The sequence below is a fragment of the Larkinella fluvii genome (assembly GCF_051857545.1).
Classification (GTDB): Bacteria; Bacteroidota; Bacteroidia; order Cytophagales; family Spirosomataceae; genus Larkinella.
The window spans coordinates 822,133-843,722 of record NZ_JBPZHB010000002.1; the positions used below are offsets into that span (position 1 = coordinate 822,133).

19 protein-coding genes are annotated in these 21,590 nt (G+C 54.0%); 16 read left to right on the forward strand and 3 right to left on the reverse strand.

The annotated features are described in order from the left end of the window. Window positions 1-18 precede the first annotated feature (18 nt). Window positions 19-1,671 carry a sensor histidine kinase gene (locus tag ACS5NO_RS07290; RefSeq protein WP_439414515.1) on the forward strand — a complete coding sequence of 551 codons (1,653 nt, stop codon included), beginning with the start codon at window positions 19-21 and terminating at the stop codon, window positions 1,669-1,671. A gap of 3 nt (window positions 1,672-1,674) precedes the next feature. Here ACS5NO_RS07290 and ACS5NO_RS07295 read toward each other — a convergent pair whose 3' ends face one another. After that, window positions 1,675-2,406, reverse strand: coding sequence for a GntR family transcriptional regulator (locus ACS5NO_RS07295; RefSeq protein WP_150881160.1), 732 nt, complete (start codon window positions 2,404-2,406; stop codon window positions 1,675-1,677). A 256-nt stretch (window positions 2,407-2,662) separates the two neighbouring features. On the opposite strand from ACS5NO_RS07295, the gene ACS5NO_RS07300 reads away from it, so the two are divergent. The 10 genes from ACS5NO_RS07300 to ACS5NO_RS07345 all read left to right on the forward strand — a co-directional run bounded on the left by ACS5NO_RS07300 (window position 2,663) and on the right by ACS5NO_RS07345 (window position 12,424). Next, complete coding sequence (locus ACS5NO_RS07300) at window positions 2,663-3,454, forward strand: SDR family NAD(P)-dependent oxidoreductase (RefSeq protein ID WP_439414516.1); 792 nt, start codon at window positions 2,663-2,665, stop codon at window positions 3,452-3,454. A 153-nt stretch (window positions 3,455-3,607) separates the two neighbouring features. Continuing rightward, complete coding sequence (locus ACS5NO_RS07305; protein ID WP_439414517.1) at window positions 3,608-4,486, forward strand: ROK family protein; 879 nt, start codon at window positions 3,608-3,610, stop codon at window positions 4,484-4,486. Between the two features lie 28 nt (window positions 4,487-4,514). Further along, the gene (locus tag ACS5NO_RS07310) at window positions 4,515-5,303 is read left to right on the forward strand and encodes a sugar isomerase domain-containing protein (protein WP_439414518.1); all 789 of its coding nucleotides are present in this window, start codon (window positions 4,515-4,517) and stop codon (window positions 5,301-5,303) included. A gap of 31 nt (window positions 5,304-5,334) precedes the next feature. Continuing rightward, window positions 5,335-6,213 (forward strand): sugar phosphate isomerase/epimerase family protein, encoded by an 879-nt coding sequence (locus tag ACS5NO_RS07315; RefSeq protein ID WP_439414519.1) that lies wholly within the window; start codon window positions 5,335-5,337, stop codon window positions 6,211-6,213. Window positions 6,214-6,232: 19 nt separating this feature from the next. Beyond that, window positions 6,233-7,597, forward strand: coding sequence for an FAD-dependent oxidoreductase (locus ACS5NO_RS07320; RefSeq protein WP_439414520.1), 1,365 nt, complete (start codon window positions 6,233-6,235; stop codon window positions 7,595-7,597). Further along, window positions 7,594-8,592 carry a phosphotriesterase family protein gene (locus ACS5NO_RS07325; RefSeq protein ID WP_439414521.1) on the forward strand — a complete coding sequence of 333 codons (999 nt, stop codon included), beginning with the start codon at window positions 7,594-7,596 and terminating at the stop codon, window positions 8,590-8,592. The genes ACS5NO_RS07320 and ACS5NO_RS07325 overlap by 4 nt, the downstream gene beginning before the upstream one ends. Continuing rightward, window positions 8,532-9,557, forward strand: a complete 1,026-nt coding sequence (locus ACS5NO_RS07330; RefSeq protein WP_421829846.1) for a methionine synthase — start codon at window positions 8,532-8,534, stop codon at window positions 9,555-9,557. The genes ACS5NO_RS07325 and ACS5NO_RS07330 overlap by 61 nt, the downstream gene beginning before the upstream one ends. A 105-nt stretch (window positions 9,558-9,662) precedes the next feature. Further along, a complete protein-coding gene (locus ACS5NO_RS07335) occupies window positions 9,663-10,517 on the forward strand; it encodes an MBL fold metallo-hydrolase (RefSeq protein ID WP_439414522.1) in 855 nt (284 codons plus the stop codon). Window positions 10,518-10,594: 77 nt separating this feature from the next. Beyond that, the gene (locus tag ACS5NO_RS07340; RefSeq protein WP_439414523.1) at window positions 10,595-11,779 is read left to right on the forward strand and encodes an FG-GAP repeat domain-containing protein; all 1,185 of its coding nucleotides are present in this window, start codon (window positions 10,595-10,597) and stop codon (window positions 11,777-11,779) included. Between the two features lie 162 nt (window positions 11,780-11,941). Continuing rightward, complete coding sequence (locus ACS5NO_RS07345; protein ID WP_439414524.1) at window positions 11,942-12,424, forward strand: GNAT family N-acetyltransferase; 483 nt, start codon at window positions 11,942-11,944, stop codon at window positions 12,422-12,424. Window positions 12,425-12,431: 7 nt separating this feature from the next. Here the strand turns inward: ACS5NO_RS07345 and ACS5NO_RS07350 are convergent, their stop codons facing one another. Further along, window positions 12,432-12,797: a hypothetical protein gene (locus ACS5NO_RS07350; protein ID WP_439414525.1), complete on the reverse strand. Its 366-nt coding sequence runs from the start codon at window positions 12,795-12,797 to the stop codon at window positions 12,432-12,434. Between the two features lie 85 nt (window positions 12,798-12,882). Between ACS5NO_RS07350 and arfB the strand changes: the two genes are divergently transcribed. The 4 genes from arfB (at window position 12,883) to ACS5NO_RS07370 (ending at window position 15,220) form a co-directional block, all read left to right on the forward strand. Next, complete coding sequence (arfB, locus tag ACS5NO_RS07355; protein ID WP_439414526.1) at window positions 12,883-13,287, forward strand: alternative ribosome rescue aminoacyl-tRNA hydrolase ArfB; 405 nt, start codon at window positions 12,883-12,885, stop codon at window positions 13,285-13,287. Between the two features lie 6 nt (window positions 13,288-13,293). Continuing rightward, window positions 13,294-14,691 carry an FAD-binding oxidoreductase gene (locus ACS5NO_RS07360; RefSeq protein ID WP_439414527.1) on the forward strand — a complete coding sequence of 466 codons (1,398 nt, stop codon included), beginning with the start codon at window positions 13,294-13,296 and terminating at the stop codon, window positions 14,689-14,691. A 67-nt stretch (window positions 14,692-14,758) separates the two neighbouring features. After that, complete coding sequence (locus ACS5NO_RS07365) at window positions 14,759-14,971, forward strand: type II toxin-antitoxin system HicB family antitoxin (protein WP_439414528.1); 213 nt, start codon at window positions 14,759-14,761, stop codon at window positions 14,969-14,971. A gap of 69 nt (window positions 14,972-15,040) precedes the next feature. Beyond that, window positions 15,041-15,220 (forward strand): type II toxin-antitoxin system HicA family toxin, encoded by a 180-nt coding sequence (locus tag ACS5NO_RS07370; RefSeq protein ID WP_439414529.1) that lies wholly within the window; start codon window positions 15,041-15,043, stop codon window positions 15,218-15,220. Window positions 15,221-15,289: 69 nt separating this feature from the next. Here ACS5NO_RS07370 and ACS5NO_RS07375 read toward each other — a convergent pair whose 3' ends face one another. Next, window positions 15,290-16,324 carry a DUF3500 domain-containing protein gene (locus tag ACS5NO_RS07375; RefSeq protein WP_439414530.1) on the reverse strand — a complete coding sequence of 345 codons (1,035 nt, stop codon included), beginning with the start codon at window positions 16,322-16,324 and terminating at the stop codon, window positions 15,290-15,292. A gap of 291 nt (window positions 16,325-16,615) precedes the next feature. Between ACS5NO_RS07375 and ACS5NO_RS07380 the strand changes: the two genes are divergently transcribed. Continuing rightward, window positions 16,616-21,535, forward strand: a complete 4,920-nt coding sequence (locus ACS5NO_RS07380) for a glycoside hydrolase family 44 protein (RefSeq protein WP_439414531.1) — start codon at window positions 16,616-16,618, stop codon at window positions 21,533-21,535. Window positions 21,536-21,590: the final 55 nt, after the last annotated feature.

Genomic DNA, 21,590 nt, shown 5'->3' on the forward strand with positions numbered 1-21,590 from the left:
AACACCACTACCTTGCCGGTGCCTTTCAATAGCCTGAAATCCGGTTCCGATGAACTGGATTTCGAATACCTGCCCGGTTTTGCCCAATTCCTCCTGGAACATCACCTCGAAGAATTGGCGGCCGAGTTTATTCGCCTTTTCCGGGAAGTCGATCTTCCGATGCTGGCTTTTTATAAGTCCCTGTCGGAAGATCAGCTTCTTGCGCTGTCGGTGAAAACGACCACGCAATTGTTGACTGCGTTCATCGAGAACCGGACGGTTGCCAACATTAACGCGACCGTAGTGCGCTGGGCGCAGGATCAGCTACCGATGATTGGCCGGAACCAGGTGGCCAGCAGCGATATGGGCCTCATCAGTTACGTTCGGAAACAGGCTCTGACGTTTTTTTTGCCGCGCTATACCACCGATTTGTCGGTATTTATTCAGATTATCCGGGAACTGGACCGGTATGCGTTCGAACTGCAAAGCCGGATGATGGCGCAGTATATCAGTTTGTTAAATACCAGTATTAACGAACAGCTTCATTTTAATACGAAAATAACCGACACCGCTCCCGCGATTATTGCGACGTACAACATCCATACCGGGAAGTATCTGTTTATCAGTCAGGGATTTGAACTATTGCTGGGCTATTCGTCCCGGCAGGTGCTGGAGGAAGGTGCCGGTTTCTTAATGACCATTCTTCATCCCGACGACCTGACCAAATTGGTGGAAGACAATAACCGGGCGTTGGAAAAAGCCAATCGGCCGTCCGGAAAACGGGGCGAAAGTGAACAGATAGCGGAGTTTATCTACCGGATGCGTCACCGGAATGGGCACTACCGGTGGTTTCAGACGTACGGTACCATTTTCGACCGCAACGGCGAAGGGAACGTCGAGCACGTGCTGAACATCTCGCTGGATATAACGGACAAAGTGGAAGCCGAGCGGCAGGCGCAGGAGAAAAACCGCCGACTCGAACAGTCGAACGCCAGTTTGCAGGAATTTGCCTACATCGCCAGCCACGATCTGAAAGAGCCGTTGCGGAAAATAACGACTTTTGGCGAGCGGCTGCTGATGAGTCAGTCAACGCAGCTCAGCGAAGAGGGACAACTGTATTTGTCGAAAATCATTGACGCGGCCCAACGTATGCACGAACTGATTGGTGATGTGTTGTCGGTATCCCTGATCGCGTCCGATCAGACTTTCGAAAACCAGAGTTTACAGCGGCTACTGGAGGAGGTTTTGCAATCGCTGGAATACCAGATCGAGCAGGTAAACGCCAGCATTGAGTCCGACGGGCTGCCGGTTGTTACTGTCGTGGCGGCCCAGTTCCGGCAGGTATTTCAGAACTTGTTGACAAACGCCCTGAAGTTTGCCCGGAAAGACACGCCCCCGGTGATTCGGATTTCACACCGGTTTTTATCCTCAAACCAAGTTTCGATACCGGGTCTGACAAAAGCCCGGCGGTATCTGGAGCTAAAAATTTCGGACAATGGCATTGGCTTCGATAACCGGTATGCCACAAAAATCTTCGCCATTTTTCAGCGTTTACACGCCAAAAAAGACTTTGAAGGAACCGGAATCGGGTTGGCGATCTGCAAAAAAATAGTGGAAAACCACGGCGGCATCATTACGGCGGACAGTGCGCCCGATAACGGGGCTACGTTCACAATCGTCATGCCAGCCTGACGTTCAGAACCTTCCGTGCAGAATATACCGATCCGTTCGGGCGTATAACGAAGAATAAAAACTGAAATCGGGCCGGTTGGTGTCGAGCCGTTTGTCGAGCCGCAGAACCGGGTTGCCGATCGGAACGCTTAACAATCGCGCCAGATCGCCATCAGCCGCCACGGCCAGCACCTTCTGCTCTCCGCCTTTCACCAGCAAACCGTATTTGGCGCGAAGAAGATCGAACAGGGAGCGGTTTTCCAGCCGCTGGCGCGAAAAACCGGGTAAATAGCGGTTCGGCAGAATGATCTTCTCAAAAAAGACCGGTTCTTCCTCCACGGCCCGCAGTCGTTCCAGAAAATAAAATCCGGCTTTCGTATCGTCTTCGGTGGGGGTAAACAGAAAATCGTCCGGGAAAGGATGAAGCTTTGGTTTGGTTAGAATGGCGGTGGTCATCCGCTCGGTGCGGCTCGCGTTGGCGGTATTGGCCAGCCGCCCAACAATCGACATCACGCCCAAACCGATGGGCAGGGGCTGCACAATGCTGCCTTTACCCTGGTGCTTGCGGATGTAGCCATCTTGCACCAACAGCCCCAGCGCCTGCCGGATGGTGGGCTGGGTCAGACGAAACTGGTTCTGGAGGTCTTTTTCAGAAGGCAACAGATCACCCGATTTGAAATCACCCCGGATAATCTGCTGGCGTAAGGATTCATAGAGGTACTGATACTGGGGAATGCGGGTGGGCCGATCGTTCATAGAGAAAGGTTGTTGGTGAACAAGTATACGAAAATCTGCTTAATCTGAAACTTATTATAATAAGTTATTGCAATACTAAAATTGCCTTTATACCTTCGTCGTTCGTAATTTGATTTTTCGTATCAACGCCCTAACGCCCCGTTCCCCTAAAGGCCGGGCGGCCGGAGCCGGACTTTTTGCATCTGGATGCTGCTGTGTCCAAGTCCCCTTTAGGGGAACGGGGCGTTACAGGATTTTAACCGTTTATTTTTTCAGGATGGATCAACTCTGGCTGGCCAACAAGCGGATTGTGGTCATTGGTGGAACAACGGGTTTGGGGCTGTCGGCGGCCCACGCCTTTGTCGGACAGGGCGCACGGGTTGTCGTGGTGGGCCGGAATGAGGAAAGCTGCAAAGCGGCCGAAGCCCAGTTGGGCGGTTACGGTTTTGCGCTGAACGGCGACGCCACCGATCCGGCCACGGCCCTTTCGGCCATCGCGCTTTGTCAGGGTGAGTTTGGCGGTTTCGACGGGCTTTACCACGTTGCGGGCGGCAGTGGCCGACGGTTTGGCGACGGTCCGCTGCATCAACTAACGCTCGAAGGCTGGAACAAAACTTTCGAACTCAATCTGACCTCGCTGATGCTGTCGAATCAGGCCGCTATCCGCGCTTTTCAGGAGCAAAATACCGGCGGAACGATCCTGAACATGGGGTCGGTGCTGGGCTATTCGCCGTCGCCGAAATACTTTTCGACCCACGCCTATGCCGCCACCAAAGCCGCCATCATCGGTTTTACCAAATCGATTGCCGCCTATTACGCGCCCCACGACATCCGCGTGAACGTGCTGGCTCCCGGTCTGGTCGAAACGCCCATGGCGCAGCGAGCGGCCACCGACGAAACCATTTTGAAGTTTGTCACCACCAAACAACCCCTGGACGGCGGTCGTATCGGCCAACCCGCGGATTTAGACGGGGCGGCTATTTATTTCATGTCGGATTATTCCCGCTACACGACGGGCCAGGTGCTGTCCGTCGACGGCGGCTGGAGCGTCAGCGAGGGTCAATACTGAGGACGGTTTACGGTTTACGGTATTCGGTATTCGGTTTACGGTGGCTGACGCGAGAATAAGGATGCGCCAGCCACCGAATACCGTAAACCGAATACCGTAAACCGAATACCGTAAACCGAATACCGTAAACCGAATCACCGAATACCGTAAAAAATGAACGCAATCGGCATCGACATTGGCGGTACCCGCATCAAAGGCGTTTTGATCGACGTCGAAACCGGAGCGGTGTTGCATCGCGTGGTTTGCCCGACCAACGATGGGCAGGACGGACAATGGAAACAGGCCGTTGCCGATACCTACCAGCAACTGAAAACCGCTACTCCCGAACCGGTAACAGGCGTGGGCTTGTCGGCACCCGGTTTGCCAACCCCGGCCAACGACGCCATTGCCTGCATGCCGGGCCGACTGCCGGGGCTGGAAGGCTTCGTCTGGTCGACGTTTCTGGGCGTTCCGGTGCGGGTGTTGAACGACGCCCACGCGGCCCTGATGGCGGAAGCCCGGTATGGAGCTGCGAAAGGCATTCGGAATGCCCTGATGCTCACGCTGGGAACGGGCGTTGGTGGCGGGTTGCTGATGGATGGAAATCTGTACCAGGGCTATTACCAGATGGCCGGTCATTTGGGTCATGTGTCGGTCAATGCCGACAGCAACCAGCTGGATATTACGCAGATACCGGCTAGTCTGGAAGATGCGATTGGCAACGCGACGGTTTTCCGCCGGTCGTACGGAAAATACCAGACCACGCAGGAACTGGTTGATGCCTACCGGCAACAGGAACCGCTGGCCACGCTGGTCTGGCTCACGTCCGTTCGGCAACTGGCCGTTACCATTGCCGGTTTTGCGAATGCTTTTTCGCCGGAAGTGGTCGTGTTGGGCGGTGGAATCACGCAGGCCGGGGAAGCTTTGTTCAGTCCGTTGGAAGCCTTTCTGGCGGTGTTTGAATGGCGACCGGCTGGTAAGAAAACCGCCATCCGTAAAGCGCATTTTGAAGATTGGGCCGGGGCCATCGGGGCTGCCGGTTTTGTAATATAATGAGTTTGGAGATCCATCAAAAGCTTGTATGATAACAACCTATTTAGAAAAATGCCGCCAACTGATCGATACGGTTGAGCAGCAAAAATCACAACTGCAACAGGCGGCCCAATGGTTTGCCGAAACGATTCTGGCGGGTCGGATGGTGCATGTCTTTGGCTCGGGACACAGCCGGATCATGGTCGAGGAAATGTGGCCGCGCTACGGTTCTTTTCCGGGTTTCAATCCCATTGTCGAATTGTCGCTCACGTTTCACAACCTGGTGGTGGGTGCCAACGGCCAGCGGCAGGCCATGTTTCTTGAGAACGTCTCCGGGCTGGCCGAGCGCATTCTGCGCAATTACGATCTTTCAGAACAAGATACGGCTTTGATCATTTCTTCGAGCGGCTGCAACGTCGTCCCGATTGAAATGGCGGAGGAGTTTCAGAAGCGGGGCGTAAAAGTGGTGGCACTCATCACCAAAGAACATTCGGACCAGAGCACCAGCAAACGCAAAGACGGCCTGAAACTGAGCGATTTCGCCGATCTGATTCTGGATACCGGCGCACCCGTTGGCGATGCGATGGTAACGGTTCCGGGACTGGAAACGCCGGTTGCACCCGGCAGCACCGTTGGTGGTGCGTTGATTGTGAATTGCATCAAAGCCGAACTGGCGCGCTTGCTGACCGAAGCCGGTCAACCACCCAAAGTGCTGACGGCCACCGCGCTGGTTGGTGCTGAACGAGCCACCGAACTGTTCGAATCCGCCTATGACGAACACGCACACCGGCTGGCGAAGTTGTATGCGGAGGTTGGTAAAAAGACCTTTGTTCGCTAAAAAGTAAGTCAAAAACCTTGAATGGAGTCCTATGAACCGTCGTGACTTTCTTGCTTCCAGCACGCTGGCGCTGGCTATACCGGATGTTTTTTCCGCCGTCGATCGCAAACCTGTCGTTGGACTGCACGTTTGGATTTATTCATCGGACAAGCCTGCTTACGATTGCTTTCCGATTTTGGATCAGGTGTTTTCGGACGCAAAATATGCCGGAATTGAAGCCGTCGAGTTGATGGAAGTCAACTTGCGGCACGATGACGCCGTCGACCGGATTGGCGACAGTTCCCGGAAGAGTGGGGTTGGTGTTATCGGGGCCTCGTATAGCCAGCCGATGTGGGATAAAAGCAAACAGACGGAGATTCTGGACGATGCCGAGAAGGTGGTCGAGCGTCTGGGTAAACTGGGGGGCCGAACGCTGGGCATCTCGGTCGGTAACACCCCGAAAAAGAAAACGCCCGAGCAGTTCGATGTTCAGGCCGAAACCCTGAAAAAAATTCAGGAAATCTGCCGAAAGAACAAGGTCGTTCCCAATCTGCACAACCACATTTACGAAGTAGCGGATGATTTATATGACCTGCAAAACACCTTGCAGCGTGTACCCGACATCGCTCTGGGTCCCGATCTGGACTGGCTGTTTCAGGCCAAAGTGGACGTTCTAACGTTCCTGCAAAAATTTTCGGATAAAATCGTTTACCTCCACCTGCGGGACCACCTTTGGACGGGAACCCGGTCGGAAGCTCTGGGCGAAGGCATCGCCGACTGGGGAGCGGTGGCCCGACAATTGAAGAAAAACCGGTTTGCGGGCGATATCACCGTTGAACTGGCTTTTCCCCCCGGTTTTAAACCAACCCGGCCCATTCGGGACAGCCTGAAAATGAGCCGTGACGTCATCCGTCAGAAATTTGGAGTCTAATCATCCGAGAAGCCTTCACATGCATCCATTTTTAAACCATACCCAAATACCGCTTCGTGCCGAAACCGACATCCTGGTCATTGGGGCCGGGTCGGCGGGCTGCGTAGCGGCTTTGGCGGCTGCCGAAGAAAGGCGGTTTTCGGTGATGCTGGTGGAACGCTACGGTTTTCCGGGCGGAACCTCCACGCAGATGCTGGACACCTTTTACGGTTTTTTTACCCCCGGTTCTACACCCCGTAAAGTGGTTGGTGGCTGGCCCGACCGCGTCGTGAATGAACTCGACAAAGCCGGTGCGGTCTTTCTGCGCCCCAATACCTACGGAGCCGGAACGGGCGTTAATTACAACCCCGAACGGTTGAAACTCGTCTGGGATCAGTTGATTTTGCAAAGCGGCATCCGGTATTGGCTGCACACGACGCTGGTGGATGTGAGTCCGGAAGGAGAACGCTATGCCTGTATTTTCTGGAACAAAGCCGGTTTTGGCAAGGTGCTGGCGAAACGGGTCATCGATGCCTCGGGCGATGCGGATTTTTGCCATCTGGCGGGTTTTGCCTACGAAACGGCGGGCGAAAACGAACCGGCGCAGAGCATGACCACCACCTTTCGGATGAGCAACGTCGATCTGGACCGCTACGAGCGGGAAGGCGGCAAGAAAAGGCTGGCGGAGCAAATGCGGATGGCCGTCGAAACCGGTCAGCATCGTTTACCCCGCAAGGAAGGTTCGGCGCACGAAATGAATGCGAAAGGCTGCATTTCGACGGTGGCCGTGAAAGTGAGCGGTTTATCCGCCCTGAAAACGGATGAACTGACGCAGGCCGAGATCGAAGGGCGACAGCAGGCGTTTGTTTACGAAGCTTTTTTTCGGGATGCCGTACCCGGTTTTGAACAGTCGAACATCATCGGATTGTCGCACCAGATTGGCGTTCGCGAAACCCGGCGCGTCTACGGTGAACACCGCCTGACCAAAGAAGAATGTTTGTCGGGCAAGCTCCCATCTGACCGGATTTTTCTCTGCGGAGCGCCCATCGAGGACCACCGGCAGGGCCTCAACGGAGAAGACGAAACGCACTGGGAGTACATTCCCGGCGACGGTGTTTACGGGGTTCCCTACGGTACGATTGTGCCGAAAGGCAGCCAGTCGGTCTGGGCGGTGGGACGGTGTTTTTCGGCTACCCACAATGCCCACGCGTCGTGCCGGTCGATGGCCCAGACCATGTCGATGGGTCAGGCAGCGGGGCTGGCGGCTGTGCAGTCACTGGCTTATGACGAAGCCGCTAATCAGGTTGCTGTCAGTTTATTGCAGGAAAAATTATACAGTATTGGGGCGGTTTTGGAACTGCCGGATGCGGTGGCCGATACATCAAGAAATGGTTGGAAACGATGAGCTTTGTCAGAACGGTATGGGGGGACATTGACCCGGAACAACTGGGAATCACGTATTCGCACGAGCATGTGGTGATCGACGAAAGCTTTCCGACGCGCGGCAATCCGGATTTTTTGCTGAATGACATCGGTAAAATTTCGGAGGAAGTGCAGCGGGTGTATGACGCCGGAGGACGGACGATGGTCGACGCGATGCCCGCCAACTGTGGCCGCAATGTGCTGAAACTGGCGGAAGTTTCGCGCCGAACCGGTATGCAGATCCTGGCACCGACGGGGCTTCATCTGGAGATGTATTACCCGCCCAACCACTGGCGCTACCGGTATTCGGAAGATCAGTTGACGCGTCTATTTATGGCCGATATTGCCGAAGGAATCGACGCATTTGACTACAGCGGGCCGGTCATCGAACGAACCCCGCACAAAGCCGGTTTGATCAAACTGGCCACGGGTGACGAACCGTTCACGAAGCACCAGGAGACAGTTTTTCGGGCGGTTGTCAATGCGCATCGGGAAACCGGTATTCCCATTTTGACCCATACAAACGAAGGCAAACATGCCCTCGCTCAGGCGGAATTATTCGCCAAACTGGGGGCGGATTTGCAGCATGTGGTACTCTCGCACGTCGATCGGTACAAAGACATTGCCTACAATCGGGCGGTTTTGCAAACCGGCGTTCGGGTCGAATACGACAGCGGTTTTCGCTGGAAACCGGAACAGCAAAACTGGACGTATACGTTGTTGCAAGCACTGCTGCCCGAATTTCCAGATCAGATTACCGTGGGCATGGATGCTGCCCGAAACACCTACTGGCAGTCGTACGGCGGAAAACCGGGCCTGACGTGGCTCCTGACCACCTTTCGCGATGACCTTCGCCGACTGGATTTAGCCGACTATTTTCAACATTTATTCATCGATACGCCTAAACAGCTTTATTCATGCAACCCAACCCCATCCGCACCACCGTCATCGGCAGCTACCCGTTTCCGGGCTGGTTAGAATTTGCGTCCCAGAACCTTGACCAGTTTGGTCAGGCCGACATTGAAGAAATGATCGAAGATGCCGTGGTAGCGGCTGTTCACGACCAGACCACGGCGGGTTTGGATGTGATTACCGACGGCGAGCAAACCCGGCTGGACTTCAATCTGTCGTTTTACGGCTACATCAAAGGCCTGCAACCCAATCATTCGGAGACGCGCAAATTTGGCCCACCCGCCCACGACCAGCGCGGCAAACATTCCATCGTGGAAGAACTGACCGCGCCGAAAGGACTGGGAGCCGTCCGGGAATTCGAACGACTGAAGAAACTGGCTCCGGCTGGCCCTACGCTAAAGGCTTCGATTCCAGGACCGTATACGCTCAGTGGCCGGATGTTGCCGAATGACCGCTACAAAGACCGCTACGACATCACGGAAGCGCTGTTGCCGTTTGTTCGGAAGGAACTGGAAGATCTGGTGGCGGCTGGCTGTACGGAAATCACCGTCGATGAGCCGTCGATGTCGTGTTATGCCTACAAGGAAGATACAAAGCGGTTTGTCGACATTTTCAACCGGACGGTGGCACCGGTCGTCGGGAAATGCCGCCTTTCGACGCACCTCTGTTTCGGGAATTTCAAAGGGCGACCGGTGGGGTACCGGAAAATTCACCCGATGCTGCCGGATTTTCTGGACCTGGCCGTCGATGAAGTGCACGTTGAAATGGCGAACCGCGAGTTTGACGAAATTGAACTGATTGCGGAATTTGCCCAAAAAATGGACGTGGCCGTCGGCATCATCGACGTGAAGAATTACTACATCGAAACCGTCAAAGACGTAATCGAGCGCATCGAGCGGTGTTTGAAATACATTCCCGCCGAAAAACTGGCCGTTGCCCCCGATTGTGGTCTGAGCCAAACCGCCCGCTGGGCCGCGCGCCAGAAACTAACGAATATGGTGGCTGGCGCGAAAAAAGTGCGGTTGGGGTAAATATTCAATAATTCGGTATTGAACGCCGAGTTCGCCAGTTTGATCCGAAAACCGTTGCCGTGAAGGGCGGTTTTATGCGCGTAATTTTGATTGAAAACCCATTGTATGAACGATTTGATTGCTGCTTTTCAAAAAGACCAGACCTTTCTTTCGGATCTGGAAAACGCCCGTTCCCAACCCGATCTGCTCCATATCTGGTGGTTAGGGCAGAGCGGTTTTTTGCTGCAATGGCAGGGTCGACGGCTGTTGTTTGATCCATATTTATCCGATTCGCTGTCGATTAAATATGCCCAAACCGACAAGCCGCACGTCCGGATGTCGGAACAGGTCGTTGATCCGGGGCAACTCACCGGGATCGATGTTGTTACGTCGAGTCATAACCATACAGATCATCTGGACGCGGAAACCCTGCTTCCCTTGTTCAACGCCAACCCGGAAATTCAGTTCGTCATTCCGGAAGCCAACCGGTTTTTTGTGGCCGACCGAATCAAACGCGATCCCGGTTTTCCCATCGGTCTGAACGACGGCGAAACCACCGAGGTCGCCGGTTTTATGTTTCACGGTGTTCCGGCGGCTCATAACAGCCTGGAGCGCGACGATCAGGGGCGTTGCAAATTCATGGGATTCGTGGTGCAGGCCGGACCGTGGACGGTGTATCACAGCGGGGATACCCTTTGGTATGACGGAATGGTCGAAATGCTGAAACCGTTTCAAATCGATTTGGCCTTTTTGCCGATCAATGGAAACAAACCCGAACGGCGCGTGGCCGGAAACCTGAATCCCGAAGAAGCCGCCCGCCTGGGAAAGGAAATCGGTGCTGGTCTGGTAATTCCGCATCATTACCACCTGTTTGAATTCAATACCGAAGACCCCGCCCAGTTTGTTCGCGAAGCGGAGCGGCAGGGGACACCCTATAAAGTGCTGCGATTGGGCGAGCGCTGGAGCGGAAAAAAGGAATAGGCCGGAACTGTTGATTATTGCCGGGTGAATGCCGAATATTGGAGAAAGGTCTATCTACGAACCCTGCCTTTCTTCCCATGAAAAAAATAGCTGCATTTTTTCTGCTTGCCGGGCCGCTCTACGCCCAAAATCCTACTTTCAAGATTCAGGTAGTTGATAATCAGATTGATATTGGCTACGGATTAGCCATCGGAGACGTCGACGGTGACAAAAAACCGGATATTCTGATGGCCGACCAGAAAGAAATTGTCTGGTACCGAAACCCGGGAAAACCGTCTGAAACGTGGCAACGGCATGTCATGGCACAGAATCTGACCCCGCAGGATAACGTCTGCATTGCCGCCCGCGACATCGACGGCGATGGCAAAGTGGAAGTGGCGGTCGGAGCGGGCTGGAACCCGTCTGAAACCAACGATTCCACCAAATCCGGGGCGGTTTTTTACTTGATTCGCCCGAACAATCCGACCCAGATTTGGGAAGCTGTTCGGCTGCACCACGAAGTGACGACCCACCGGATGCGCTGGGCTAAAGTGGCACCAAATCGGTATCAATTGATTGTGGTGCCGCTGCACGGGCTGGGGAACAAAAACGGCGAGGGGCGGGGTGTGCGGATTTTGGGTTACGAAAAACCGAAAAATCCCCGCGATCCGTGGCGGATGCAACTGGTCGATTCAACGATGCACCTGACCCACAATTTTGAGATTTGGGAGGATGGCGCCGAAACCCGGATGCTGGTTGGCAGCAAAGAAGGCGGAAAAACGGTGGCCTATCGCGGTGGCAAATGGACGCCGGTGGATCGCTGGATTGGCGCTGGCAACGGCATGGGGGAGGTGCGCCGGGGGTTCCAGAATGCTAAAATGCCGTTCGTGGCCGCCGTCGAGCCCATGCACGGGAACAAGCTCGTGGTGTATAAAAACGGCCCGATTGCCGATGCGCCGGATAAGCTGATGTACGGTGTTCAGCAAACACTGACGGAGCAGTTGAGTCAGGGCCACGCGCTCGCTTGTGGTGACTTCCTGAAACTCGGCGTCGACCAGATTGCCGTCGGCTGGCGCAATCCCAATGCCGAAAAGAAAGTGGGCGTACGGCTTTTTGTACCCGATAAAACGTTGCATACCTGGCAGGAACACGTTCTCGACGATAGCGTAATGATGGCGGCTGAAGATCTGCAAGCCGCTGATTTAGACGGCGATGGTGATCTAGACTTGATCGCATCCGGTCGGGCCACGCTGAATCTGCTGATTTACTGGAATTTAAGATAGGAACACTGATTGGACGGATATAACAGATTTAAACTGATATTATCCGCGAAAATCTGTTACATCCGTCCAATCAGTGTTCCTATCATCTATACCCAAAAACCAACGATCAATGAATTAAATACCAAACTAATTAACAACCAGCGTCATAACCTCATTTTCACAATGGAAGAAACAATGAAACAGCTCGACGAAGTGGAAATCATTGATTTCGATCCGGCCTATCGCGAACAGTTCAAATGGTTGAACCTAGCCTGGATTGAGAAGTATTTCAAAGTGGAAGAACCCGATATTCGTGCCTTGAGTAGCCCCGAAGGATACGTGATTGCCAAAGGCGGACGGGTGTTTTTTGCCCGGTATCGGGGAGAAATTGTGGGAACCTGTGCGCTGCTAAAAAACAGCAGTGAAGTCTATGAACTCGGGAAAATGGCCGTAACGCCGGAAGCCCAGGGCAAACAGATTGGGAAAAAACTTTGTCTTCACGCCCTGGAAGTAGCCCGGCAAATGGGGGCCAGACAGGTATACCTGGAATCGAACACCAGCCTGACTCCCGCGCTGGAACTGTATAAAAAAGTGGGTTTTTTCAGGGTCGAATCTAGTCCGTCGCATTACCAGCGGTCGAACATCAAGATGCAGATAGACCTGTAAAACCGCTTTATGAAAGCTGAATGGCCAGATTGCGCAAAGCCGCAGCAAGCGCTTCCAATTGGGGAGGAAGTTCACCTTCAGGCCCCACTTGGGTTGCGAATTCGGTTGTATCGTCGGCAATTTCATTCAGGAGACGCTGGGTCGTAGCCTGATCAGGCGATTGAGTGGTCAGTGCGTCGCTTAGTTCCGATAGTTTTTCACCCAGTGGCTGCGTGTTTTCGTTCTGTTTCAGGATGTCGACCCATTTCTGAAGCAGGTTGGTATCGGCCTTGCCGGTTTCCAGATCAATGCCGTCGGTCAGGGTATCGATCGTATTTTCAAGCAGTTCGCTTGTTTTGGGAAGGCTGTCTAAAAAATCGTTTTGGGGCTCCATTTGGCTCGAATGCTATGTCGTATTCCTGTAAACTGAACCGTTGGTATCGGGGATTGTTTGTAGCTTTGTCAAGTTTTTGCAGAACATGGACCCAACCCGACTATACCCCGAATTACAATTCCAGTTTGCCCGCAGTGGGGGCAAAGGCGGTCAGAACGTGAACAAGGTAGCAACAAAAGCGGAATTATACTTTGATATTCCCCACTCGGTGGTGTTGACGGAAGAAGAAAAAGCGGTTTTGCTCGAAAAACTCGTCAACAAAATCACTACCGAAGGCGTGTTGGTGCTCTACCACCAGACCGAGCGGACCCAATTAGGCAACCGCGACAAGGTCACCGAGAAGTTCTACCAGTTGATCCGCAAGGCTTTTGAGAAAGAAAAGCCCCGAAAAGCTACCCGGCCGACGAAGGCGTCGCGGGACGAGAAACTGGTTTCGAAGAAAAAACGGGGTGAAATCAAGGAACGTAGAAAAAAAGTCGATTTCGACTAAAACCGCATGGACGATCTGCTCAGACAACGCGTTTCCACGGCGCTACAGGCTCTTTTAGGCGACCGGGTGACGGACCAACCAGAAATCCGGAAGCAACACGGAGCCGGGTTTAGTTACCACACCTGCCAGCCGCCGGATTGGGTCGTTTTCCCCAAAACCACGGAAGAAATTGCCACGATCGTCCGACTTTGCCAGGAACATCAGCTTCCCATCATTCCGTTCGGCGCCGGAACGTCGGTGGAAGGCCACGTTCTGGCGCTGAAGGGGGGCGTTTGCGTCGATCTCCGGTCGATGAACCAGATTCTGGAAGTCGATGCGGCCAATCGGTGCGCCACGGTTCAGGCGGGAGTGACCCGGAATCAACTGGATGCCTGGCTGGAAGGCAGCGGTTTCTTTTTTCCGATCGGTCCCGGCGTCAATGCCACACTGGGCGGCATGGCCAGCACCCGGGCGTCGGGGACGAATGCGGTTCGCTACGGAACCATGAAAGACAATGTGCTGTCGCTGAAAGTTGTATTGCCGGACGGCCAAGTCATTAAAACAGGCAGCAAAGCCCGGAAATCCTCGACCGGTTATGACCTCACCCGCTTGTACATCGGTTCGGAAGGAACCCTGGGGATTCTGGCCGAACTGACGCTGAAATTGCACAGCTATCCCGAGGCTATTTATGCGGCTGTTTGCTCCTTCCCGGATGTGGAAGCTGCGGTCAATACGGCCATCCAAACGATTCAGGCCGGGGTGGCGATTGCCAAAATTGAGTTGCTGGATGCGCTGATGATGCAGGCCGTCAACCGGTATTCAGGTCTCGGTTATCCCGAAAAACCGACGTTATTTCTGGAATTTCACGGTTCACCCGCCGAAATCGAAGGGCAGATCCAGCGCGTACAGGCTTTTGCGAGTCGGTTTGGGGGAACTGATTTGATCTGGGAACAGGAAGAAACCGCCCGCCTGAAATTATGGCAGGCACGGACGGATGCCGCCCCGGCCGCCCTGGCGATGGTGCCCGGTTCCAGTATGATGTCGACCGATGTGTGCGTACCGATTTCGCGGCTGGCTCAGTGCATCGTCGATACGCAGGCTGATCTGGCCGAAACCGGGCTTTTTGCCCCCATTCTCGGACACGTGGGCGACGGCAATTTTCACCTCACCATCCCCATCGATCCCGCTAGCCCCGGCCAGTTTGAAAAAGCCAAAGCCCTGAATGAACGGCTGGTGCATCGGGCGCTGGCGCTGGAAGGAACCTGTTCGGGAGAACACGGGATTGGCATCGGGAAACTAGCGTATCTGGCTCAGGAACACGGCGTAGCGCTCGACGTGATGCGGGCGATCAAAAACGCCCTCGACCCCAACAACCTCATGAACCCCGGAAAATTGCTGCCGCCGGTTGGGCCCGATTTGAGGTAAAAACCTGGCGGGAGAAAGTGAATGATCGATGAGAAAAAGTCGTTTTTTTACAAAAACAGATGGTTTTATGAAAGAATTGATTTTTGTTGTTGAAGAAGATCCGGAAGGGGGTTATACGGCGCGGGCGCTGGGAGAAACTATTTTTACCCAGGGAGAAACCGTCGAAGAATTAAAGCAAATGATTCGAGATGCCATTGACTGCCACTTTGATGACGCCAGCCAATGGCCCCAGATTGTTCGGCTTCACTTTGTGAAAGATGAAGTTTTTGCCCTACAATAAACTGTATTTTCATGGTTGCAATTTGTTACCAGCCTTTCCATCAAGGCAAATTCCTTCTACGTTTGGGTCATGAAAATACCACGCGATTTAACCGGTACTGAACTCATTCAAATTCTCAAACCGCTGGGGTATCGAATAACTCGTCAAACCGGTAGCCATGTCCGTATTGAAACTGAACAGAATGGCCTGCATCATGAAACTATCCCTCGCCACAATCCGCTTAAGATTGGTACGTTGAAGCCATCCTAAATAACATTGCCAATCATTTTGGGATGACAAAAGAAGAATTGGTTAAACGGCTATTTGGTTAGCTTTAAGTTATTTGTGCTGTGATTTGTAATGTTCCGCCAGCACATCTTCACCAAAGTCACTGGTTAAATCCCGCACTACAGTGTGCGTATGGTTGGCCTGATTCTGCGCATTGTCGTATTCAATGAGCAGCGTGGGGCCGTGAATGCGGTAATACTGGCCTTTGCCGGGACCAAAACCGGGTTGCCGGTCGCCCGCCCAGGCAAACACCAGTTTGTCCAGGCCGATTTTTTTCAGCTTGTCCATCTGCTGATTTTTCAGCGTCACGTGGTAATTGTTCAGGTAGGTATCGAGCAAGGTCAGAAAGGTTTTCTGCTGGCTTTCCGTCAGTTTCAGAAACGGAATACCCTCCATTTTTTCGATGGATACTTTCCGAACGTTGGTGGAAAAAATTTCCTGCGGGGAGGTTTCGCTCATGAGGGCCATCTTCAACTGATCGCTGTTCAGTGAATTCACCAGCGCCAGCCCCAATTCGGCTTCCTGTTTCAGAATCTGTTTGCCTTTCTGGGGCACATCGACCCGGACGATGTCGGGATTACTGCCAAGGAACGTGGGCGTCATGCCCGATATTTTGCCCGTCAGCGACGAAAATTGCCACAATAAATGGTGTCCATTGAGCCGCCAGCCCCAGGGTTCTTTGCTGTTCGGCTCGCCAAAAAACGTGAAAAAGTAGTTGATCGGATCGCGGTGGGTGTCGTTCGGCGGACGGTTTTCCTGCACGCGCAGCACATTTTCCATGTCCATGATGGCCGTTGTCTTCTCAAATCCCTGCTCACTCATGGCCAGTTTCAGCAGGGCCATGGCGGCTTTCTGCTGCTCGGGCGTCATTTTTTTCATCGACAGCCCTTTGCGCGGAACCGGCGTGTAATACCACACAAACCGCTCGTCGTCATTGAACGGAAACATCGCCACTTTGCGCTGCTCTTCATCGAGGGTTTTCAGGAAAGAGGTCACGGCGGCTGCCATTTCCTTGCCGATGGGTTCGCGGGAAGGGGCCGTGAAGGCCAGCAAAAAACCGGTCAGGAGAATAAAGTACTTTTTCATGAAGGCTTAGGAATTTTGGGGGGAAGATACGGAATTTTACGGTTTATGGTGCTGTCTTTTGTTTTTCAGAACAGACCCAGTGAACCGGGGTCGCATCCGTCCTTTTTTTCATCCGCTGCAAACCCCCGTTTGAATAATAGAAAGTCCAGTTCAGCCATTTCTGCTTAATCCAGGGCTTCTAGATTCTGTATTTTGTCTGATAAATAACCGGATCAATCCTTTTTTGACCCTTTGTCCGGACGTTCAGTATAACAACAAAACAAGTCCACTATTCACTTATCATCTACCACCGTGCCACAACCCGTAAACAACAACCGGTTTCGGAGCTTCCGGCTTCCGAAACTGCGGCTTTTCTGGAAATCTTCCCTGTTAGGCCTTATGCTCATTCTGTTGAGTCGCTACGCCTACAGCCAGATCCACGTCAATTTTAGCATCAATCCACAAAATTCCCGCAAGCCGATCAGCCCGCTGATTTACGGCACCAACGATCAGTATCCCTACGCGACCGCCAAACGGCTGGGCGGCAACCGCATTACGAACTACAACTGGGAAAACAATGCGTCGAACGCCGGTTTCGACTGGTTTCACGAAAGCGATAACTACGTCCCCGGACAGCAGAATGTGCCTGAAAATCAGTACGATGTTCCGGGAGCCGCCCTGTCGACATTTCATCAGCGGTCGTTGAACCAGAACGCCTACTCGCTGGTGACGCTCCCCATGGCGAAATACGTGACGAAGGATAAAAACGGGGCTGTTACGCCGGAGCAGGCGGCCCCGTCGAGCCGTTGGGCGGCTGTCAAATACCGCAAACCCAGCCCGTTCACCTTGCTGCCGGATGTCAACGATGGCGACGTGTACGTGGACGAGGAGCTGAATTACCTGCAACACCACTTTGGCCGGAGCAACACCGCGCGGGGTGTTCGGGGCTATGCGCTGGACAACGAACCGGGTTTGTGGGCCAGCTCCCACAGCCGGATGTGGGGCACGACGCCGGTCAGCGTTCGCTACCTGATGGACAACTCCTTTGAACTGGCCCAGCGCATCAAGGAAATGGACCCCACGGCCGAAGTTTTTGGCCCCGCGTCGTTTGGGATCTCGGAGTTTGAAAACCTGCAATTTGCACCCGACTGGGACCAGGAAAAGGGCAATTATCCCATTTTTCTGGATTTGTATCTGGGTAAGATGCGGGAAAAAGAGCAGCAGGGCGGAAAGCGGTTGCTCGACGTTCTGGACGTACACTGGTATCCGGAACGGAGAAATGACGGACTTCGTCCGACCGACAACCGGACCGACTACGCCAACAATGCTGCCCGCATGGCCATGACCCGTTCGTTGTGGGACCCGACGTATAGTGAGGGGACGTTCGTGAGCGATGATCCGGTCAAACGGCAATTGTTTTTGCCCTTTTTGCCCAAAATGCACCAGCACATCGGGCAGTATTATCCGGGAACGAAACTGGCCATTACCGAATACAGCTACATGGGTCTGACGCACGCTTCCGGCGGGATTGCCCAGGCCGACGCGCTGGGAATCTTTGGCAAGCAGGGCGTTTACCTGGCTACCTACTGGGGTGGCGTCGTGGATTTTATCAAATCGGGGTTTGACCTGTACCGGAACTACGACGGGCAGGGTGGTCATTTTGGCGATACCTCGGTGGAATCAAGTACGGTTGATCTGGTCAATACCTCGGTTTTTGCGTCCATCAACGGCAGTGACGATTCGAAACTGCACGTTGTGGCCCTCAGCAAAAACCAGGATGGCCCCATCACCGCCACTTTTACCATCGGCGGCAGCCGGCAATACAAAAGTGCCACGGTTTGGGCGTTCGACAATTCCAGCTCGGTGCTGAAACAATTGAAAAGCGTTCGAACCATCAACAGCAATACCTTCGAATACGTCCTGCCGGCGCTGACGGCCTGCCATTTCGTTTTGTCGGAAGAAAACATTGCTATATATCCCGACATCACCGAAACGACGATCAATCCGTCGGCGGGCTATTCCGACGGGACGGCGACGTTTGAACTGACGGCCAAAGTAGCCGACGGCGACAACGACCTCGCGGGTGTAACGGCCGATCTGAGTCCCCTGGGGGGTGGTACTGCCGTGGCGTTTACGCCAAGTGGGACGGAAACGGGGCTGTATCGCTTGCAGGTTCAGGTGCCCACCGGAACCGTTGCCGGATCGAAATCCATTAAAATTACCGCGAAGGATGCGGCCAACCACACGGCCGAAGCCGCCGTTTCGTACCGGGTTATCAAGCGGACGGCGGAAACCGTAATCTGGGATGGCGACGAAATCAAGCGGGGCACTGGGGGTTCTTACTACGATCCGAGTGATACGCAAGCCCGAAATGCAAAAATAGAACGGCGCGAAACCGGTGGCCAGCACCAGCCGGGTAGTCTGTTCATGCACTTCGAACACGCCAATAACCGCTACAACACCATGACCTGGCGGCTTTCCGACAACGACAACCCCGCCGATGCCCGGGACATTCGGGATTTCGGAGCCCTGGAGTTCTACCTCAAATCCAATGCGCCCGAAAATTCCGATATTGAAGTGAGTCTGCGGGATGCTACGGCGCAAATGCACACCTCGAACACTGTGTGGCTGAAGCAGGGCGGCTACCTCGGTTCGCTGAATTCCAGTGGCTACACGCGGGTTAAAATTCCACTGTCGGCCTTCACGACCGACTCGCAAATTGATCTCGGACAGATCTGGCAGTTGAATTTTAACTGCAACACGGCCCAGAAATCGTTCGATGTGTGGATCGACGACGTGCGGGTACTGCCGTATTCCAACCCGGTTTTGCAACCCGTTATCCGCGAAAAGGGCGTTACGCCAACCGCCGGATACGCCGATGGAAAAACGACCGTTACGATTTTTGCCCAGGTAGACGATCCGGACAACAACCTGCGGACGGTAACCGTCGATCTGGCTCCGCTGGGGCTTGCCAATAAACAGGCCATGACGCTCGAAAATGGCCGGTATGCGGCAACGGCAACGGTTCCGTCGGGCGTTGTCAAAGGCACAAAGCAACTCAACATTGCGGCTGTGGATGCCGAAGGCAACTCCGCCGATGCGTCCGTTCAGTTCACGGTGAATGAGCCAGCCAGTTCGGTGGTTCTGTGGGATGGCGATGTGGTGAATACCGGAAAACCGACCACGCTCAACGCGGTGACGACCTGCGTGGTCGATGAAGCCAACGGCAACAAGGCTCCCAAAAGCATGAAAATGCACTTCGATATGGCCGACAACGGTTTTGCCGCGATGGTCTGGGACTGGAACGAAAACACCAACGACGAAGCCATCAAAGACTTGAGCACCAAGGGTTACATAACGTTTTACGTGAAAGTCAGCAATCCCGGAGAAAATTTCGATTTTCAGGTGTTTCTGAAAGATCGTTCTGCCGCAAGCACCTCACCCGTACCAGTGCGCGGAGGGGGGTATGTGACTGCTTTCTCCGGTGATTACCAGCGGGTTCGGGTTCCAATGAGCGCGCTGCTGGCGGGTGATAAAATTGATACGAAACAGGTGACGCGGATCGGTTTTCTGTCGACCGGACTGGACAAGGCCTACGATTTCTGGGTCGATGACATCGAAGCGGGGGGCAGCAACGTCGCCGATGTCAAACTGACGACGCAAAATGCCGCCTGCGGTTCTACCGGATCCATTCGGGTGGTTTCCATCAACGGCAGCGAAGCGGTTTCGGGGTATACGTTTTACCTGAACAATGTGGTCAATCCGGCCGGGGAGCATGTGGCGGTTTTTAGTAATCTGGCTCCCGGAAAATACGATTTACGGATCGAGGGGAACGACGGTTTTCTGTATTACGAAAATGTACCCGTCGGTGGGGGCACCAATCCGCTGTCGGCTGCCATTGTGCAGAATCAGACGACGCTGGATTTAACCGTTTCGGGCGGCAGCGGTTCGTACAGCTACCGTTGGTCGAATGGCGGCACGACCGAAGATCTGACCAATGTAACGCCCGGGACGTATCGCGTCACGGTGACTGATCAGGTGAGCGGTTGTACAATCGAAGCATCCATAATCGCAACAGGCGGAACCGCTAGCGCGGACTTCTTGGTGACCGACGCGACGTGTAAACCCAATGGCCGGATCGAGGTACAAAATGTTACCGGCTCGGGAGGTAACACGAAGTATGCCATCAATGGAAAACCGAATCCGGCGGGGGCCGACCAGCCGGTTTTCAGCGACCTGGCTGCGGGCGATTACGAGATTGTCATTACGGGCGACGGCGATTTTCGGTTTGCCAAAACCGTTTCCGTGCAGGACAAGGGCGAAAAACCGGTCGTTCAGGCGGAGGTCAGTATCGAAAATGAAAAAGCGTACATCAATCTGAACGTTACCGGTGGCAGCGGAATTTACATCTACAAATGGTCGGAAGGGTCGGAATCCCAAAATCTGTGGGAAGTTCTCGACGGAACGTACCAGGTGGAGGTGACCGATGCGGCAACGGGCTGTAGCACCACGGCGTCCTACACCATCGTCATTCCCGGAATTGAGCTGACCCCTGAGAACCCCAGTTGTGCGCCCAACGGAAAGATCCGGGTAACCGCCGTGAAAGGTTCGGGTGGTAACAATAGGTACTACATTAACGGCGAACCGAATCCGGCCGGGATCAACAACCCCGAATTTGGGGGGCTGGTGCCGGGGACCTTCCGCATCAAAGTGGAAGGCGATGGCGGTTTTCAGACTGAAAAAGAGGTGACGCTGGAAGGGTCCGGTTCGGCACCGGAAGTCACGGCCAACGTCAGCTACCTGAACGGCAAGGGCTACATCAACCTGAACGTTACGGGCGGAAGTGGCATCTATACGTACGACTGGTCCAACGGGGCCACAACCCTGAATATCTGGGAGGTTCCGGCGGGTACATATTCCGTGGTGGTCACCGACCTCGTCAGCCAATGCAAAACCACCTATTCGGCGACGCTGAGTGACGCCAGTGAAAGCATCATGATTTACCCCAACCCGGCGGTGGGTCAGGAACAGGTGCTGGTTCGCTACAATTTCGTGGATACCCAGGTTCGGAAAGTGATGCTGAAAGATCATGTCGGCGTGGTGGTGTATACCGCCGATGTGGCCGAACATGCCACTGAAATAACCGTGCCGGTTCGGAATCTGCGGAGTGGTACGTATCTGGTGATTCTGGAAGGGAAATCGCTGATAACGAAGCACTTGATTGTTCAATAGGGTGGTCATTCTACCCGGTTTTACACGGCAGTCCGCGCGGACTGCCGTGTATTTA

What these genes read in the sequence shown, in the direction of transcription:
- ACS5NO_RS07360 (WP_439414527.1), top strand. Translation starts at nt 13,294, where the DNA reads ATGGACGATCTGCTCAGACAACGCGTTTCCACGGCGCTACAGGCTCTT.
- ACS5NO_RS07375 (WP_439414530.1), bottom strand. Translation starts at nt 16,324, where the DNA reads ATGAAAAAGTACTTTATTCTCCTGACCGGTTTTTTGCTGGCCTTCACG.
- ACS5NO_RS07365 (WP_439414528.1), top strand. Translation starts at nt 14,759, where the DNA reads ATGAAAGAATTGATTTTTGTTGTTGAAGAAGATCCGGAAGGGGGTTAT.
- ACS5NO_RS07345 (WP_439414524.1), top strand. Translation starts at nt 11,942, where the DNA reads ATGGAAGAAACAATGAAACAGCTCGACGAAGTGGAAATCATTGATTTC.
- ACS5NO_RS07330 (WP_421829846.1), top strand. Translation starts at nt 8,532, where the DNA reads ATGCAACCCAACCCCATCCGCACCACCGTCATCGGCAGCTACCCGTTT.
- ACS5NO_RS07340 (WP_439414523.1), top strand. Translation starts at nt 10,595, where the DNA reads ATGAAAAAAATAGCTGCATTTTTTCTGCTTGCCGGGCCGCTCTACGCC.
- ACS5NO_RS07350 (WP_439414525.1), bottom strand. Translation starts at nt 12,797, where the DNA reads ATGGAGCCCCAAAACGATTTTTTAGACAGCCTTCCCAAAACAAGCGAA.
- arfB (WP_439414526.1), top strand. Translation starts at nt 12,883, where the DNA reads ATGGACCCAACCCGACTATACCCCGAATTACAATTCCAGTTTGCCCGC.
- ACS5NO_RS07320 (WP_439414520.1), top strand. Translation starts at nt 6,233, where the DNA reads ATGCATCCATTTTTAAACCATACCCAAATACCGCTTCGTGCCGAAACC.
- ACS5NO_RS07370 (WP_439414529.1), top strand. Translation starts at nt 15,041, where the DNA reads ATGAAAATACCACGCGATTTAACCGGTACTGAACTCATTCAAATTCTC.
- ACS5NO_RS07305 (WP_439414517.1), top strand. Translation starts at nt 3,608, where the DNA reads ATGAACGCAATCGGCATCGACATTGGCGGTACCCGCATCAAAGGCGTT.
- ACS5NO_RS07315 (WP_439414519.1), top strand. Translation starts at nt 5,335, where the DNA reads ATGAACCGTCGTGACTTTCTTGCTTCCAGCACGCTGGCGCTGGCTATA.
- ACS5NO_RS07310 (WP_439414518.1), top strand. Translation starts at nt 4,515, where the DNA reads ATGATAACAACCTATTTAGAAAAATGCCGCCAACTGATCGATACGGTT.
- ACS5NO_RS07325 (WP_439414521.1), top strand. Translation starts at nt 7,594, where the DNA reads ATGAGCTTTGTCAGAACGGTATGGGGGGACATTGACCCGGAACAACTG.
- ACS5NO_RS07295 (WP_150881160.1), bottom strand. Translation starts at nt 2,406, where the DNA reads ATGAACGATCGGCCCACCCGCATTCCCCAGTATCAGTACCTCTATGAA.
- ACS5NO_RS07335 (WP_439414522.1), top strand. Translation starts at nt 9,663, where the DNA reads ATGAACGATTTGATTGCTGCTTTTCAAAAAGACCAGACCTTTCTTTCG.
- ACS5NO_RS07300 (WP_439414516.1), top strand. Translation starts at nt 2,663, where the DNA reads ATGGATCAACTCTGGCTGGCCAACAAGCGGATTGTGGTCATTGGTGGA.